Source organism: Synechococcus sp. A15-24 (assembly GCF_014280195.1).
In the GTDB taxonomy this organism is placed as follows: Bacteria; Cyanobacteriota; Cyanobacteriia; order PCC-6307; family Cyanobiaceae; genus Parasynechococcus.
In genome coordinates this window covers 48,657-65,054 of record NZ_CP047960.1, presented here as the reverse complement: position 1 = coordinate 65,054, position 16,398 = coordinate 48,657, and the positions used below count along the sequence as shown (strand labels likewise).

Sequence of the window (16,398 nt, the reverse complement as noted above, 5' to 3'; positions counted from 1 at the left end):
TTGCTGAAACCCGGCCCATGGCCCTCCTGGTGCAGAAGTTCGGCGGCACCTCCGTCGGCAGTGTCGAACGCATCCAGGCGGTGGCCGAGCGGATCAGCCGCAGCCGCGAGGAGGGCCACGACGTGGTGGTGGTGGTGTCGGCCATGGGCCACACCACCGATGAACTCACCGGACTGGCGTCCGCCATCACCAACAGCCCGCCGCAACGGGAGATGGACATGCTGCTGGCCAGCGGTGAACAGGTGTCCATTGCCCTGCTGGCCATGGCCCTGAACCAACAAGGGGTTGCCGCTGTCTCGATGACAGGGCCCCAAGTGGGCATCGTGACCGAATCCACCCACGGCCGGGCTCGCATCCTCGAGATCCGCACCGACCGAATTCGCGGCCATCTGGCTGATGGCCGTGTGGTGGTGGTGGCCGGCTTCCAGGGCACCAGCAGTGGCGTTGGCGGTGTGGCTGAGATCACCACCCTGGGCCGCGGCGGCTCCGACACCTCCGCCGTCGCCCTGGCGGCTGCGTTGAACGCCGATGCCTGTGAGATCTACACCGACGTGCCGGGAGTGCTCAGCACCGATCCCCGCAAGGTGGCCGATGCGCAGCTGATGGATGAGATCAGCTGCGATGAAATGCTCGAGCTGGCCAGCCTCGGTGCTTCTGTGCTGCATCCCCGGGCGGTGGAGATCGCCCGCAATTACGGCGTGCTGATGGTGGTGCGCTCGAGCTGGAGCGAAGCCCCCGGCACCCGCCTCACCAGCCGCCGCGGCCGGCCGCTCAACCAGGCCGGACTCGAACTGGGCAGCCCTGTCGATGGCGTTGAGCAAATGGACCATCAAGCGGTGATCGCGCTATCGCACATCCCGGATCAGCCGGGCATTGCCGCCCGCCTGTTCGAAACCCTCTCGGGCGCTGACATCAACGTGGATCTGATCATCCAGTCCACCCACGAGGGCAGCAGCAACGACATCACCTTCACCGTGGCGGAAGCTGATCTGGAGGCCGCCCGTCGCGTCAGCCAGACCGTGCTGGACAGCCTTGGTGGCGAGCTGGCCGCTGAGGGGGGCATGACCAAGCTGAGCATCAGTGGCGCCGGAATCATGGGGCGCCCCGGCATCGCCGCTGGACTGTTCCACTGCCTCTCGCAGCAGGGCATCAACCTGCGCCTGATCGCCACCAGCGAAGTGAAGGTGAGCTGTGTGATCGATGCCGAATCCGGTCGCAAGGCGCTGCAGGCAGTGCAGGAGGCCTTCGATGTGGCCGATGCGCAGGTGGAGCTCAACCCAGACCTCAGCAGCAGCGACGAACCGGAAGTGCGCGGGGTTGCCCTCGATCGCGACCAGGCCCAGCTGTCGGTGCGCCACGTACCGGACCGCCCCGGCACCGCCGCTGCCCTCTGTTCCGCCCTGGCCGAACGCGGCATCAGCCTCGATGCGATCGTCCAATCGGAGCGTCAACACGGCGACGGCTCGCGGGATATCAGCTTCATCCTGCGCAAGGAGGACCGCAGCCGCGCGGATGTCGCCCTGGCACCACTGCTGGCGCAATGGCCCGGTGCAGCGTTGGAGGAGGGCGAATCGATCGCCCGGGTGAGCGCAGTCGGCGCTGGCATGCCCGCCACCCCCGGGACCGCAGGCCGGATGTTCCGTGCCCTGGCTGATGCCGGCATCAACATCGCCCTGATCGCCACCAGCGAGATCCGCACCAGCTGCGTGGTAGCGGAGCAGGACGGTGTGGCAGCCCTGCAGGCTGTTCACGCCGGCTTCGGGTTGGGGGGGAAGGAGCAGCACACCGCTCAGGGCAGCGCCTCACCCCTCGACAGCTGAGAGGCGATACAACTGGAGCAACGGCTCCCCGCACGTGGACGGCGATTTCCAGCAGCACTACCAGGACGCCGAACGTGCCTACAGCGAAGGCGACTACGCCGAGGCCCATCGCCTGGCCAGTGGGCTGCTGGAGCAACTGGTGGACCAACCACAGGATCCGGAGGCTCAGGCTGCGGTGCTCGGGTGGCGCGCCTTTGTGGCGCTGTTGCTCGGCCACATCGAGCTATATGGCCGCGAAAACCCAGCCAAGCGGTTGGGTACTACGAGCAGGTGCTGGCCAACCAACCCCAAGACACCCTGGCGGAACTGGCGCAGCAAGGGCTGGAACGCTGTCGACCAATCAGCCCGGCAACCAACCAGCCGAAAGAATCTCCTGTTGAAGCGGAAGAGCAACTGCCGGAGATGCTGCGGGATCCGTTTCTGAAGGATCAACCCGTCGCTTCAGGCGCTCCAAACTCCTTGATCACTAAGGCAACTGACAGTTCCAAAGCAACAGCCATGCCCTGGCTGGAGTCGACAACTCCCGAACCCACGCCTCGTCCAGAGCCGACCCCTCAACCCACTCCCGAACCAACAGAGATTCCGATCCTCAACGTGGAGCTGGTGCCGGAAGTCACTCCAGAGCCGACTCCACCACCAAAGATTGTTGAGGAGGATCCTCTGAAGGTTCTGGCCGGCAGTCTTCTGCGAGTCAAAATCGAGCTTCCTGACACCACTGACGGGGAGGTCCAACAAAAACCTCCCCGTTCGTCATGGATCCAGCAGCTGCGGGCCCTGGTCAGGCGCCGCTGATCAGGCAGCCGCTGAACGGCGGCGGCGGGTGCGGCCAGCCGGCATCTCCGGTTCAGGTTCAGGCTTTGATGCCACTGGCTGGCTGACAGCAGGAGCAGCAACAGTTCTTTGAACAACGGGCTTGTCCACCACAGCCGTTGCGGCAGCCGGAGCCGCATTGGCCCGGACGGGTGCAGGGGTGTTGCGGCCCTGGCCACCGCCATGGCCATTGCGACGAGCGGGTCCGCCACCACCACGGCGACCGCGAGGCGCCGGACGGTCATCGGGTTCCGCATCGACACGACCCTTGTACACCGGTGTGCCACCAGGAGCGGGCTGCACCAGGCAGAGGATCAGCGGCTCCACCTGCAACTCGCGACGCATGCGACGGCCGAGGCCCACCTCCACCTCACGCTGTACACCCATCCAATCCACCTCCGGTGCCTTGCCACCGGTATTCCGGCAAAGCTGCTTCCACTTGTTCTCCAACACCCAGGTGATCTCTCGCTCAGTCCAGAGAGACATCTTGCGGGCATCGGCGGTGGTCACCACCCCCCGCAGGTTCACCCGCGGCGGCGCCGCCATCGCGCCATCGGTGCTGATGGCCGCCAGGATCGTCACCACGCCGTCTTCGGCCAGTTGCTGACGCTCCTTGAGCACACGGGCGTCCACGATGCCGTTACGGGATTGATCCAGCAGCTCAATACCAGCCTTCACCGGATCACCCTTGCGGATCGAATCCGCGGTCAGCTCCACCACATCACCGTTATCAATGATCAGGGTGTTGTTCTCCGGCACCCCCATGGCGTGACCGGTCTTGGAGTGTTGCACCAGCATCCGGTGCTCACCGTGCACGGGCACGAAGAACTTGGGCTTGGTGAGGGCGAGCATCAGCTTCTGGTCTTCCTGGAAGCCATGGCCGGACACGTGAATGCCCTCGCCCTTGCCGTAGACGACCTTGGCACCAAGCATCATCAGCTTGTCGATCGTGTTCACCACCGAGATGGTGTTACCAGGGATCGGGCTGGCCGAAAAGATGATCGTGTCCGTGGTCTTCACCCGAACCTGAGGATGCTCCCCGCGGGAGATCCGGCTGAGAGCTGCCAAGGGCTCACCCTGGCTACCGGTCATCAGCAGCAGCGTTTCGCGATCGGGAACATCGTTGATCTGCTTGATCGGCACGAACAGTTCATCCGGCGCGCGCATGTAGCCCAGCTCGCGGGCCTTGGCGATCACGTTGAGCATCGAGCGACCCAGCAGACCCACCTTGCGGCCGTTCTTCAGGGCCAACTCCAGGATCATCGACACCCGGTGGATCGAGCTGGCGAAGGTGGTGATGATCACCCGGCCTTCGGCAGCGGCCATGTGGCGATCGAGATTGGGGAACACCGACCGCTCAGGGGGACAGAAGCCCGGCACTTCCGCGTTGGTGGAATCGCTGAACAGGCACAACACGCCCTCTTCCCCGTGATGGGCGAGGCGGGCCATGTCGAAATGCTCGCCATCGACCGGGGTGTGATCGAACTTGAAATCGCCCGTGAAGATGATGGTTCCCACCGGGGTCTTGATGGCCAGCGAGTAGCTGTCCGCCATCGAGTGGGTGTTGCGGATGAATTCCACCGTGAAGTGCTGGCCCACCTTCACCACGTCGCGGGGACTGACGGTCTGCAGCGTGGTGCGGTCGGAGACGCCGGCCTCCTCCATCTTTCCGGTGAGCATCGACAGGGCCAGACGGGGCCCATAGATCACCGGGATGTTGAAGTGCTTGAGGTGGTGTGAGATGCCACCGATGTGGTCTTCATGACCATGGGTGACGATCATGCCGCGGATGCGCTTCTGGTTCTCCCGCAGAAAGCTGGTGTCCGGCAGCACCACGTTCACGCCGTGCATCCCATCGCTGGGGAAGGCCAGGCCGGCATCCACCAGCATCAGATCATCGCCGTACTCGAACACGCAGGTGTTCTTGCCGATTTCATGCAGTCCCCCCAGGGGAATCACCCGTAAGCAGGGCTCCTGCCCCTTCCCGGATCGTGCGTTGTTAGCCATGAAAGAAAACCGTTGAAAAAACTGTTTGCGTGAGCCGTTAAGCCGGACCGTCAGGTCTGACGAAGGGCAGCCATGGTTTGGGCAAGGGTTGATCTCATGTCGTCAGATAAGGGGGATAGGGGTGGTCGTGGATCGCCGACGGACCAGCCGTTGAGTTGAAGCGCGGCTTTGACCGGAATCGGATTGGTGGTGGCGAACAGAGCCCTTAACAAGGGCTGCAGCTGTTCGTGGAGGGCAAGGGCAACGGCTGTGTCGCCCTGCAGATAGGCATCAATCATGGCGCGGATCTGGGGGCCGACCACATGACTGGCCACACTCACCACACCCACGGCTCCAACGGACATCATCGGCAGGGTGAGGCCGTCATCACCGCTATAAATCGCCAGCTTCGAACCGCAGGCCACTCGCAGGGCCGTGACCTCCTCGGTGGTGCCGCTGGCAGCCTTGAAACTGACGATATTGGGGCAATCCATCAGCTGCGCCAACGTCTCCGGCGCCATGCTGCAGCCGGTCCGGCCCGGGATGTTGTAAAGCATCAATGGCAGTTCTGGTGCTGCCTCGGCGATGGCACGGAAATGAACAGCCAGGCCGTCCTGAGGGGGTTTGTTGTAGTACGGCACCACCACCAGCGCGCCATCGGCACCGGCGGCGGCAGCTTCCAGGGTGGCCTCGACCGCCTCAGCGGTGCAGTTGCTGCCGGTGCCAGCCAGCACCTGAGCATCCGAACCCACCGCCTCACGCACGGCCTGCAGCAACTGCAGCTGCTCCTGCCAGCTCAGGGTGGGGGATTCACCGGTGGTACCGCTTACCACAAGGCCATCGGAACCCTGCTCCACAAGATGACGAGCCAGCCGTCCCGCCAGGGGAAGATCCACCGCACCCGAAGCATCAAACGGGGTGACCATCGCCGTGACCACGCGGCCGAAGGGTGTGGGAGACAGGGCAGCGGGGGAGGTCATGACGGGAGCAGCAGTTCGGCGATCTGAACGGCATTCAGGGCCGCTCCCTTGCGGATCTGATCACCGCAGAGCCACAGCTCCAGGGCGTTCGGATCGCTGATGTCCTGACGGATGCGACCCACAGCAACCGGATCATGGCCCGTGACATCGGTGGGCATGGGGAAGCGGTTGGTGTCCGGATCCTCGATCAACTCAACGCCAGGGGCCGTGCTCAACAGAGCACGCGCCTCCTCCACCGGGAACGGCTGCTCAAATTCAATGTTGACGGCCTCGGAATGGGCCCGCAGCACTGGCACACGCACGCAGGTGGCCGTGAAGCGGAGATCCGGCAGATCCATGATCTTGCGGGTCTCGTTCACCATCTTCATCTCCTCCTCGCAATAGCTGTTGGCCTGCAGCGGAGAGTTATGCAGGAACAGATTGAAGGCCAGTGAGTAGGGCAGCACCTCTCCTTGGGGGGTGCCCCCATCGAGCACGGTCTGCGACAGGGTTTTGAGCTCCTCCATCGCCCGGGCGCCAGCACCGCTGGCGGACTGATAGGTGCTCACCACAACCCGTCGCATCGGGCGTTTGGCGGCCAGGGGCGCCAGGGCCAAGGTGAGCAGGATCGTGGTGCAGTTGGGATTGGCGATCACCCCGTTGTGGACCAACGCTGCGTCGGGATTGACCTCCGGCACCACCAGAGGAACACCCTCCTCCATCCGGAAAGCACTGGAGTTGTCCACCATCACTGCACCAGCGGCAGTGATCGCGTCGCGCCACTGCCGCGACACCGACCCGCCAGCGGAGGCCAGCACCAGATCCACACCCTCAAACGCCGCAGCATTCACCTCCTCGAGGGTGATCGCGCGGCCGTTCCACTGCTGGGTGCTGCCGGCGGAGCGTGCCGAAGCCAGCAGCTTCAGTTCAGCAACCGGAAAATTGCGTTCCTTGAGGAGAAGAAGCAACTCCTGACCGACCGCACCACTGGCGCCGAGAACAGCAACGTTGAGGGGACGGGCTGGAAAAGACGAGGACAAGCGGGGGGTGAACGGGACAGCAGACTGGCGGCTCAAATCGAATGTGCGTCACCCGTAGAGATCGTGACGGTCACATCGGAACCGAGTCCACACTTTACCGGGAAGGGTGATTCGCCAACCGTTTCTTAAACTGTTTGGCTGGCCTCTTGTTTCTGAATTCCGCCATGAGCGCTGCCGCTTTGAAGGTGACCACCGAAAGCCGCCCCGGCAGCCGTCTGGCGGTGACCGTCACGGTCCCGGCTGAGCGCACCAAGACCAGCTACGAGGACGCGATCACCAGCCTCAGCCGCAGCATCAACCTGCCGGGGTTCCGCAAGGGCAAGGTGCCGCGGACGGTGGTGATTCAGCAGCTTGGTGCCGTGCGGATCAAGGCCTCTGCCCTGGAAACCATGGTGGATGGTGCCTGGCGCGATGCCATCCAGCAGGAATCCCTAGAACCGATCAGCCAGCCGGAACTCAGCGGTGGCTTCGAAGGACTGCTGGATGCCTTCACACCCGGCGAAGCCGTCACGATCACCCTCGAGGCTGATGTTGCCCCAACGCCCAAGCTCAAAAGCACGAAAGGGCTTAAAGCCAGCTTTGAACCGGTGGCTTACGACGCCGCCAAGGTCGACGAAATGCTGGAGGACTCCCGCAAGCAATTGGCCACGGTGGTGCCGGTCGAGGGCCGCGCGGCGGAACAGGGCGACATTGCTGTGCTCGGGTTCAAGGGCACCTACAGCGATGACGGCTCGGAAATCGAAGGTGGCAGCGCCGACTCCATGGATGTGGACCTCGAGCATGGCCGGATGATCCCCGGCTTCATCGAAGGGGTGATCGGCATGGCAGTGGGCGCCAGCAAAACCGTCGACTGCCAGTTCCCGGACGACTATCCCAAGGAAGCTGCACGCGGTCGCAAGGCGGCCTTCGAAATCGAGCTGAAGGACCTCAAAACCCGCGAGCTGCCGGAGCTGGATGACGCCTTTGCCAAGCAGGCCAGCGAACAGGAGACCCTGGCGGAGCTGCGCCAGGAGCTGGAACAACGGCTCAAGGACGACGCCGAACGTCGCCAGACCAGCAACCGCCGCGATGCCCTGATTGGCGCCTTGGTGGAGCAGTTGGAAGTGGAACTGCCAGAGGCCCTGATCCAACAGGAGAGCCGCAATCTGCTGGAGCAGACCGCTGCACAGTTCGCCCAGCAGGGCATGGATGTGAAATCGCTGTTCACACCAGACCTGGTGCGCAACCTGATGCAGAACTCACGGCCCGAAGCTGAAGAGCGTCTGCGCCGCAGCTTTGCCCTCGCCGCTCTGGCTGAGACCGAAGGGATCTTGGTGGAGGACGACGCGGTGGACGCCAAGATCAAAGAGGTGAAGAAAGAGCTAGCTGCAGACGCCAAGATCGACCCCCAGCGCCTGCGCCAGGCGGTGATGGATGACTTGATTCAGGTGCAGCTGATGAGCTGGCTGGAGGAGAACAGCACGCTCACCGAACAAGCACCGGCGGCGGATGATGCCGACGACGCCGAGAAGCCAGCTGCCAAGAAAAAGCCCGCCGCGAAGAAGAAAACGCCCGCCAAGTCCAAAACGGACGCCGAGGATTGAACAGGGCCCATAGATTGACTCCACGCAAAAGGACAACAAGCGCGTGATCGACGCCCATAGCCATCACCCGATCCAGAACCGCTGGCGGGCTGAGATGCCCATCTCTGCCCCCGGCCCGTTGCCGACCGTGGTGGAACAGTCCGGACGTGGAGACCGCGCCTTCGACATCTATTCAAGGCTGCTCAGGGAACGGATCATTTTTCTAGGCACCGGCGTGGATGACGCAGTTGCCGATGCTCTCGTGGCCCAGATGCTGTTTCTTGAAGCCGAGGACCCTGAGAAGGACATTCAGATCTACATCAACTCACCGGGGGGTTCGGTGACGGCTGGCCTGGCCATCTATGACACGATGCAGCAGGTGGCCCCTGATGTGGTGACCATCTGCTACGGCCTCGCGGCGAGCATGGGTGCCTTCCTGCTGTCTGGCGGCTGCAAAGGAAAGCGTCTTGCCCTGCCCAACGCCCGGATCATGATCCACCAACCGCTTGGCGGCGCCCAGGGGCAAGCCGTTGATATCGAGATCCAAGCCAAAGAGATCCTTTTCCTCAAGGAAACGCTCAACGCTCTGATGGCCGACCACACCGGTCAGCCGCTGGACAAGATCGCTGAAGACACCGATCGCGACTACTTCCTTTCCCCAGCAGAAGCGGTTCAATACGGCCTGATCGATCGGGTGGTGGACAGCTCCGGGGGCGAAGGAATCGTTACGGAGGGCTGACAAGCCGCTCTCCTGTCCCGATCCTGAGTTTCAGGGAGACCGCCCGGTCGCTTCCTGTTCTCCTGATGTGCCCGGCGTTCGATGGCCAAGTTTGATGCCCATCTGAAGTGCTCCTTCTGCGGGAAGTCGCAGGACCAGGTGCGCAAGCTGATCGCCGGACCGGGCGTGTACATCTGCGATGAGTGCATCGATCTCTGCAACGAGATCCTGGATGAAGAGCTGGTGGACAGCCAGGGCAATCGGGGCCAGGCAGCCGACAACAGCCGCAAGGCAGCGCCTGCTGCCAAGAAGAGTGGCAAGCCCGCGCCGACCCTGGCCTCGATCCCCAAACCGCAACAGATCAAGAGCTTCCTGGATGAGCAGGTGGTGGGCCAGGAGGCCGCCAAGAAGGTGATGTCGGTGGCTGTGTACAACCACTACAAACGCCTGGCCTGGCAGGGAGATGGCCAGGGTGAAACAGAGCAGAGCGCCACCCGGCTGCACAAGAGCAACATCCTCCTGATCGGTCCTACCGGCTGCGGCAAAACCCTGCTGGCCCAGACCCTGGCCGAGATGCTGGATGTGCCCTTTGCCGTGGCCGATGCCACCACCCTCACCGAAGCCGGTTACGTGGGTGAGGACGTGGAAAACATCCTGCTCAGGCTGCTGCAGAAGGCCGATATGGATGTGGATCAGGCCCAGCGCGGCATCATCTACATCGACGAGATCGACAAGATCGCTCGCAAGAGCGAAAACCCCTCGATCACAAGGGATGTGTCCGGCGAAGGGGTGCAGCAGGCCCTGCTGAAGATGCTGGAAGGAACGGTCGCGAATGTGCCGCCCCAAGGAGGCCGCAAGCACCCGTATCAGGACTGCATCCAGATCGATACCAGCCAAATCCTGTTCATCTGCGGCGGTGCCTTTGTTGGCCTCGATGAGGTGGTGCAGAAGCGGATGGGCCGCAATGCCATCGGCTTCATGCCCACGGACGGCCGCGGTCGCAGCCGTGCCAACCGTGAGCTGCAGACCACCCAGGTGCTGCGCCACCTGGAACCGGATGATCTGGTGAAGTACGGCCTGATTCCTGAATTCATCGGCCGGATGCCGGTGAGTGCGGTGCTGGAACCGCTGGATGAAAGCGCCCTGGAATCGATCCTCACCGAGCCCCGCGACGCCCTGGTGAAGCAGTTCCGCACCCTGCTGAGCATGGACAACGTGCAGTTGCAGTTCGAACCAGCCGCCATCCACGCCATCGCCCAGGAGGCCCATCGCCGCAAGACCGGCGCCCGAGCCCTGCGCGGCATCGTTGAGGAGCTGATGCTGGACCTGATGTACGACCTCCCCTCCCAGAGCACGGTGAAGGAATTCACGATCACTCAGGCGATGGTGGAGCAGCACACCGGCGGCAAGGTGCTCCCCCTGCCGGGCACCGAACAGCAGAAGACCGCCTGACGTTCCTCACGCTTCACCATGGCCGCCGCTGACCACCTGCAGGTGCCGCGTCAGCACGGCCTGTTCCACCACCACGGCATCGATCTGGGCGATGGCACCGTGGCGCACTACCTGGAGGGCCGCGAAATCCTGCGCAGTTCCTCGGACGACTTCAGCCAGGGACAACCCCTGACCGTGATCGCCCATGCCGATGCCTCACCGACACGGGTGACCCTGCAGCGGGCCATGAGCCGTATAGGTGAGCAGAACTACAACCTGCTGTTCAACAACTGCGAGCACTTCGCCACCTGGTGCAAGACCGGCCGCCACCGCAGCGGCCAGATCGACTCAGCCCTGGAGCGGGCTCGCCACTGGAGCGGTCTGATGCCGGCCGCCCTGATGCGCGGTTTGGAGGTGCTGGTACAGCGCGGGTTGTTGGATGACAACGCCCGCCAGCTGGCCCGTCAGGGTGTAGCCAAGCTGGAGCGACTGCGACAGAAACTGCTCGGCAAGCTGGAAACCCTGCTGCAACAGGCGGGCGATGGCGGCAACCGAACGCTGCTGCTCAGCGGCCAGAGCCTGGCCGATGAACTGGCGGCGGTGGAGGAGTTGAAGCGGCGGATCGATGCCCTGCTGGAACAGCCAGCTGCCCTGCCGCAGGCTGACAAAGCTGAGTAATCTCCCCGTAACGACTGCAGCGCATGAGTACGGCCTACCAGCCGCTGCATCACAAATACCGGCCCCAACGCTTCGATCAGCTGGTGGGCCAGGAGGCGATTGCCGCCACCCTCGGCCATGCGCTCACCAGCAATCGGATTGCGCCGGCTTACCTGTTCAGCGGGCCCCGCGGCACCGGTAAAACCTCAAGTGCCCGCATCCTGGCGCGATCGCTCAACTGCCTGAACAGCGACGGGCCCACGCCGGAACCCTGCGGCACCTGTGAGCTGTGCACCACGATTGCGACGGGTACGGCCCTGGATGTGATCGAGATCGATGCCGCCTCCAACACCGGCGTCGACAACATCCGCGAATTGATCGAACGGTCGCGCTTCGCACCGGTGCAAGCGCGCTGGAAGGTGTACGTGGTGGACGAATGCCACATGCTGTCCACCGCAGCCTTCAATGCACTGCTGAAAACCCTGGAGGAACCACCGCCACAGGTGGTGTTCGTGCTGGCCACCACGGACCCGCAGCGGGTGCTGCCCACGATTCTCAGCCGCTGCCAGCGCTTTGATTTTCGCCGCATTCCCCTCGATGCCCTCGAGGCGCATCTCAGCTGGATTGCTGAGCAGGAAGCCATCGAGATCCAACCGGAGGCGATTCATGTGGTGGCCCAGCGCTCCCAGGGGGGATTGCGGGATGCCGAGAGCCTGCTGGACCAGCTGAGCCTGCTGCCGCCTCCGATCGAAGCCACCGCGGTATGGGATCTGCTGGGAGCAGTGCCGGAGCAGGAACTGCTGCAACTGGTGCAGGCCATGAGCAGCGCAGAACCGGTGGCCCTGCTGGAAGCCACCCGCAACCTGCTGGATCGCGGGCGCGATCCAGGCGCCGTGCTGCAGGGCCTGGCAGGGATCCTGCGGGATCTGGTGCTGATGGCTGCGGCTCCAGACCGGCCGGAACTGACCGGGGTGTCGCCCCAATTCCGCGACCAGCTGCCGCCCCTCGCCAAAGCCCTGGGCCGCGTCCGCTTGTTGCAGTGGCAGGCGCAGCTGCGGGGCAGCGAACAGCAATTACGCCAGAGCGTTCAGCCGCGGCTGTGGCTGGAGGTGCTGTTGCTGGGCTTGCTGGCGGAGGCTGCAACCACAGTTCAAGCAACAACAACATCAACACCCGTCGCCGCGGCCGTGCCAGCTCAAACAGCTCCAGCGGTTGCACCAACGCCAACACCATCTGCGGCGCCAGCAGCGGCTCCGGAGCTGCCCAAGGTGGTGCCAGCTGCTGCAGAGAACGCAACGCCCAACCTGGCGGAGCTGTGGCAGCAGATCCTCGGCAGCCTGGAGTTGCCCTCCACCCGGATGCTGCTGTCGCAGCAGGGGCAGTTGGTGCGGCTCGATGCCAACCGGGCTGTGGTGCAGGTGGCCAGCAACTGGATGGGCATGGTGCAGAGCCGGGCTGCCTTGCTGGAACAGGCCATGGCCAAAGCCCTGGGGGGATCCCGCCAGCTGGTGCTCGAGGCCAGCAGCGGCGGTGCACCTCCGGTGGTCACCCCACCACAAGCGCCGGTGGTCACCCCTCCGGTGATCAACACGCCAAGTCCAACTCCTGAGCCAACGCCACCAGCCCAGACCAAACCAGCTCCAGCTGCGACTCCGCAACTGCCCGAGGCTGTCTCCCAAGCCCCCAGGCCTCCAGAACCCAAGAGGCCGCCTGCCAACACGAGCGAACCATCAGGGCTCGACCGCCAAGCGAAGAATCTGGCCGATTTCTTCAACGGTCAGGTGCTGGATGTGGACAATACAGAGTTCTAAAGACCTCGACTGGCACGATATCGCTATCATTTAGTACATATTTAGACGCAATATCGTGCCAATCAGACGCCAGCCGTGACGTGCTCGCCTCCGTGGCTGGTTTTGGCCCAGACCAATCGCTTGGGCAGCAACGCCATCCGCAACGTCACCCACGGAATCACCACAAACCAGTGGCTTAGATACACCATCGCCACCAGCAAATGCCACACACCGGGCCGCGGAATCATTGGCCCCTCATTGCGTCCACGACAACCGCGCCAGTAAGCAAGGCCCGACACACCAAACGCCACAAACGACAACGGCCAGTATGTCGGCACAGTGCGGCTGATCACACTCGTGCTCAGGTCGGCAAACGACAACACCGGCAGGCAGTACTGGAGCAGGAAGAAGCAGGCCAGATCCCAACGCTGTCGCAACGTCAACTGCGCTGATATCAGCGTTGGCCAGTAGTCAAAGAAGCGCTGCAAGCCGCCTTCTGCCCAACGCTGCCGCTGCTTCAAGAGGGCCTTCAAGCCCGGCACGGCCTCCTCCTGCACAGGCGGGTCCCAGAGCATGCCCACCAGCGCGCCGTGGGTGAGCAGGCGGAAGCTCAGATCCAGGTCATCGGTGACCGTGTCTTCGTTGAAGCCACCGCTCTCCTCCAGCAGCGAACGGCGAATCAACTGACCGTTACCACGCAGCTCCGCAACGCCGCCATCAGCCAGACGGCCGGTCTGAATCACCGCATCCAAGGCCATTTCCATCGCCTGCGACCGCGTCAGCCAGTTGCAATCGGCATCAATCACCGCCTTACGCAACTGCACTGCTGACCAGCCGCCGTCGAGGGCATAGGGCACCAGCCGCTCCAGCAGATCCTCCTGCAGCTGGGCATCGGCATCCAGCACCAGCAACCAGTCGCCGCTCAGCTGCGCCAGCGCTGTGTTCAACGCACCGGATTTGCCACCGCCGGCATCGCGCGGCCGGTGGATCACGTTCAATCCGGGATGACGTTCCACCAGTTGATCCAGCAACTGGGGGGTGCGATCCAGGCTGCCGTCGTCAATCACCCAGGTGGTGAGGCGATCAGCGGGGTAACGAAGGGCCGTCAACCGCTCCACCAGGCGCGTGACCACACCCTCTTCATCGCGGGCCGCCACCACCACATCCAGGCTGGGCAATGATTCCCGGTCGAGCTCAACCGCCTCAGCCGTATCTCCCCGCTTCAGATCAGCGCGCAGCACGGTGCGCAATCCGTATCCACCCAGCACCATCGCCAGGCTGATGGCCGGCCACAGCGATCGCATCGGATCCAGCCAGTGGGGTGCCGCACCGGCACAGCCACAGGCGAACAGGAAGGCTGCCGACTTCACCCTGCGGTGATCACCAGATCCAGGGGTGGACGCCATGCAACCACTCAGGTGGGGAGGACTCTAAGGGGACTCCAGCGGCGGAAGCAGCGGGCCGTAGACAGTCCCTGGGTAGTAGTGGGCCAGGATCCGCTCGGTTGACCAGCCGCGCCAGGCCAGATCAATGGCACCAGCCTGGGACAACCCGGCCCCATGGCCGAAGCCGCCACCTCGCACCAACCAACGCTGATCACCCTGGGGTTCGATCAAGAACAGGGTGCTGGGCAGACGCCGAATGGTGCGGCGGATGCGATCGAGCTTCAGCACCACCGGCGCACCACCATCCGTGCCGGACACCTGCAGGGCCAGCACCCGTCCACTGTGGCCCCGCGCCAGAACGTCCAGTTGCAAGGGGCCCTTCAATCCGGCAGCAGGCGCTCCAAGGGCCTGGCGGATCCCGCTTGCCGTCAAGGTTCGCGTCCAGCGGAAATGCGGGTGGGCGCTGCCGTAGGCCCCCTCAAGTTCTGCCAGCAGGCTGGCCACCGCAGAGCGCTGCTGCAACGGCAACCCATGGCGTTGCTGCCAGCCGGCATCACCATCAGCTTCCGCCTTCAGGTAAGGCTGAGCGTCCATCGCCCAGGCCTCAGGCCCCGCTGCCATCACACCACCGTTTGTGGCGTGATAAACCGCGCTGATCGGTTTGCCCTGCCAACTGAGCAGTTGCCCCTGGGTTGACGTGATCGCCTGCCGCACCGCTGACCCAGCCTGCCGGGGATCGCTGTACACCTGGCACTGGGTGTCACTGCACAGGTGATAGCCATCAATTCGGAAACGATGGCTGTTAGCCAGGGCCCAGGTGCGAGCCAACACGGTTTGGGCCTGCAGTGCCGCCTCCGGTGAACCCGCGCCGATCTCATGGGGCACCACTCCCTCGAGGTAACGCTCCAAGGGCACCTGTTCCACCAGCGTCCAGCTGCCGTAGGCATCCCGCTGCAAACGGAACGGGCCCTGAAACACCCCTTGGCCCCAACGCAATCCCCCTGGCGCATCGATCTGCAACGGGCCCTTCAGCGTCGTCCCCCCTTCCGGCAGCTGCAGCACCGGCTCAACGGTGAACTCCAATCGGGTGGACCAATCCCGCACCAGCAGATTCTCTGGAGCCAGAGCCCCTGCCGGCGCCCAGACCTCCCAGTCAGCCGGATGGGCCACTTCAGCGGCCACCCCAAGCGCCCGCCAACGCAGCGCCACCCGCTCCGCCGACTCAAAACTGGCGAATGGACCCGCCACCCGACGGGCCAACGCCATCGGTTGCTCCAAAGGAACGGACCGCCAGCTGATCTGAACCGACGCTGCCGACCACCGCCGTCCGGAACGGTCCTCCAGGCTGAGGCTGCCGGATGCTGCCGTCAGCGTGAGTGGTGGCGCATCAACGCAAGCGCCCAGATGGGCCCCCAACGACACCCACAGGAGCGGTTGTCGCCCCGTCACCGCCGGTGGCGCGGCCACCTCGCGATGGGTGAGAGGCTGTTGGGCGTCTGCGGAACGCTGGGATTCGAGGGGAGGCGGGCTGTCCTGGGCGCGGCATCCCGATGCGACCCACAACAAAGTTGTAAGGGCCAGCAACCGAATCATTGGGTAGAGGGGCACATCAAGACGTATTCTTGTTGTTTGTGCCAGGACGAGCAGAGCAATGCCCAAGCTGAAGACCCGCAAAGCTGCCGCCAAGCGGTTCAAGGCAACCGGCACTGGCAAATTCACGCGTCGTCGTGCGTTCCGCAACCACCTGCTGGACCACAAGACCCCCAAGCAGAAGCGTCACCTCGCCACCAAGGCTGTGGTTCACGAGACCGACGAACTGCGGGTGGTGCGCATGCTTCCGTACGCCTGAAGCTTTTTCCGTCCCGATCTGATTCCACCCTTCCAACGTCATGGCTCGCGTCAAGAGAGGCAACGTCGCCCGTAAGCGCCGCAACAAGATCCTGCGGCTTGCCCGTGGCTTCCGCGGCGGCAACGGAACCCAGTTCCGCACCGCCAATCAGCGGGTGATGAAGGCGTTGTGCAACGCCTACCGCGATCGTCGTCGTCGCAAGCGCGATTTCCGTCGCCTCTGGATTGCTCGCATCAATGCCGCAGCACGCATCAATGGCGTGAGCTACAGCCGTTTGATGGGTGGCCTGAAAAAAGCCGACGTTCGTCTGAATCGCAAGATGCTGGCTCAGCTGGCTGTGGTGGATCCCAGCAGCTTCAGCAACGTGGTCGCCACCGCCAAAGGCTGATCA

Annotated in this window: 15 protein-coding genes; 10 read left to right on the top strand and 5 right to left on the bottom strand. The window is 63.8% G+C overall.

All coding sequences use genetic code 11. The annotated features are described in order from the left end of the window. Window positions 1-17: 17 nt before the first annotated feature. Genes SynA1524_RS00335 through SynA1524_RS00325 form a run of 3 tightly spaced genes read left to right on the top strand, consistent with a single transcriptional unit; the run spans window position 18 to window position 2,612 of the window. Window positions 18-1,820, top strand: coding sequence for an aspartate kinase (locus tag SynA1524_RS00335; protein ID WP_186498462.1), 1,803 nt, complete (start codon window positions 18-20; stop codon window positions 1,818-1,820). Window positions 1,821-1,854: 34 nt separating this feature from the next. After that, window positions 1,855-2,244, top strand: coding sequence for a hypothetical protein (locus SynA1524_RS00330; RefSeq protein WP_186498461.1), 390 nt, complete (start codon window positions 1,855-1,857; stop codon window positions 2,242-2,244). Further along, the gene (locus SynA1524_RS00325; protein ID WP_222930493.1) at window positions 2,223-2,612 is read left to right on the top strand and encodes a hypothetical protein; all 390 of its coding nucleotides are present in this window, start codon (window positions 2,223-2,225) and stop codon (window positions 2,610-2,612) included. Before SynA1524_RS00330 ends, SynA1524_RS00325 begins: the two co-directional genes overlap by 22 nt. Here SynA1524_RS00325 and SynA1524_RS00320 read toward each other — a convergent pair whose 3' ends face one another. From SynA1524_RS00320 to SynA1524_RS00310, 3 genes are read right to left on the bottom strand one after another with little or no spacing between them, the layout of a single operon-like run. Continuing rightward, window positions 2,613-4,637 carry a ribonuclease J gene (locus SynA1524_RS00320; protein WP_186498459.1) on the bottom strand — a complete coding sequence of 675 codons (2,025 nt, stop codon included), beginning with the start codon at window positions 4,635-4,637 and terminating at the stop codon, window positions 2,613-2,615. 50 nt (window positions 4,638-4,687) lie between these two features. Beyond that, the gene (gene dapA, locus SynA1524_RS00315) at window positions 4,688-5,596 is read right to left on the bottom strand and encodes a 4-hydroxy-tetrahydrodipicolinate synthase (protein ID WP_186498458.1); all 909 of its coding nucleotides are present in this window, start codon (window positions 5,594-5,596) and stop codon (window positions 4,688-4,690) included. After that, window positions 5,593-6,615, bottom strand: coding sequence for an aspartate-semialdehyde dehydrogenase (locus tag SynA1524_RS00310; RefSeq protein WP_186499418.1), 1,023 nt, complete (start codon window positions 6,613-6,615; stop codon window positions 5,593-5,595). The genes dapA and SynA1524_RS00310 overlap by 4 nt, the downstream gene beginning before the upstream one ends. Before the next feature lie 164 nt (window positions 6,616-6,779). Between SynA1524_RS00310 and tig the strand changes: the two genes are divergently transcribed. The 5 genes from tig to SynA1524_RS00285 all read left to right on the top strand — a co-directional run bounded on the left by tig (window position 6,780) and on the right by SynA1524_RS00285 (window position 12,794). Further along, window positions 6,780-8,198, top strand: a complete 1,419-nt coding sequence (tig, locus tag SynA1524_RS00305) for a trigger factor (RefSeq protein WP_186498457.1) — start codon at window positions 6,780-6,782, stop codon at window positions 8,196-8,198. Window positions 8,199-8,241: 43 nt separating this feature from the next. Then, window positions 8,242-8,916: an ATP-dependent Clp endopeptidase proteolytic subunit ClpP gene (clpP, locus tag SynA1524_RS00300; protein ID WP_186498456.1), complete on the top strand. Its 675-nt coding sequence runs from the start codon at window positions 8,242-8,244 to the stop codon at window positions 8,914-8,916. An 81-nt stretch (window positions 8,917-8,997) separates the two neighbouring features. Continuing rightward, the gene (clpX, locus tag SynA1524_RS00295; RefSeq protein WP_186498455.1) at window positions 8,998-10,347 is read left to right on the top strand and encodes an ATP-dependent protease ATP-binding subunit ClpX; all 1,350 of its coding nucleotides are present in this window, start codon (window positions 8,998-9,000) and stop codon (window positions 10,345-10,347) included. Window positions 10,348-10,365: 18 nt separating this feature from the next. Continuing rightward, window positions 10,366-11,004, top strand: a complete 639-nt coding sequence (locus tag SynA1524_RS00290; RefSeq protein ID WP_186498454.1) for a lecithin retinol acyltransferase family protein — start codon at window positions 10,366-10,368, stop codon at window positions 11,002-11,004. Between the two features lie 23 nt (window positions 11,005-11,027). Further along, a complete protein-coding gene (locus SynA1524_RS00285; RefSeq protein WP_186498453.1) occupies window positions 11,028-12,794 on the top strand; it encodes a DNA polymerase III subunit gamma/tau in 1,767 nt (588 codons plus the stop codon). Window positions 12,795-12,856: 62 nt separating this feature from the next. On the opposite strand, the gene SynA1524_RS00280 is transcribed toward SynA1524_RS00285, so the two are convergent. Continuing rightward, window positions 12,857-14,179, bottom strand: coding sequence for a glycosyltransferase family 2 protein (locus SynA1524_RS00280; protein ID WP_186498452.1), 1,323 nt, complete (start codon window positions 14,177-14,179; stop codon window positions 12,857-12,859). Between the two features lie 24 nt (window positions 14,180-14,203). Continuing rightward, the gene (locus SynA1524_RS00275) at window positions 14,204-15,751 is read right to left on the bottom strand and encodes a SpoIID/LytB domain-containing protein (protein WP_186499417.1); all 1,548 of its coding nucleotides are present in this window, start codon (window positions 15,749-15,751) and stop codon (window positions 14,204-14,206) included. A gap of 58 nt (window positions 15,752-15,809) precedes the next feature. On the opposite strand from SynA1524_RS00275, the gene rpmI reads away from it, so the two are divergent. Together rpmI and rplT are read left to right on the top strand one after the other, a co-directional pair. Further along, window positions 15,810-16,007 carry a 50S ribosomal protein L35 gene (gene rpmI, locus SynA1524_RS00270; protein ID WP_011126936.1) on the top strand — a complete coding sequence of 66 codons (198 nt, stop codon included), beginning with the start codon at window positions 15,810-15,812 and terminating at the stop codon, window positions 16,005-16,007. A gap of 40 nt (window positions 16,008-16,047) precedes the next feature. Next, window positions 16,048-16,395, top strand: a complete 348-nt coding sequence (gene rplT / locus SynA1524_RS00265; RefSeq protein ID WP_186498451.1) for a 50S ribosomal protein L20 — start codon at window positions 16,048-16,050, stop codon at window positions 16,393-16,395. Window positions 16,396-16,398: the final 3 nt, after the last annotated feature.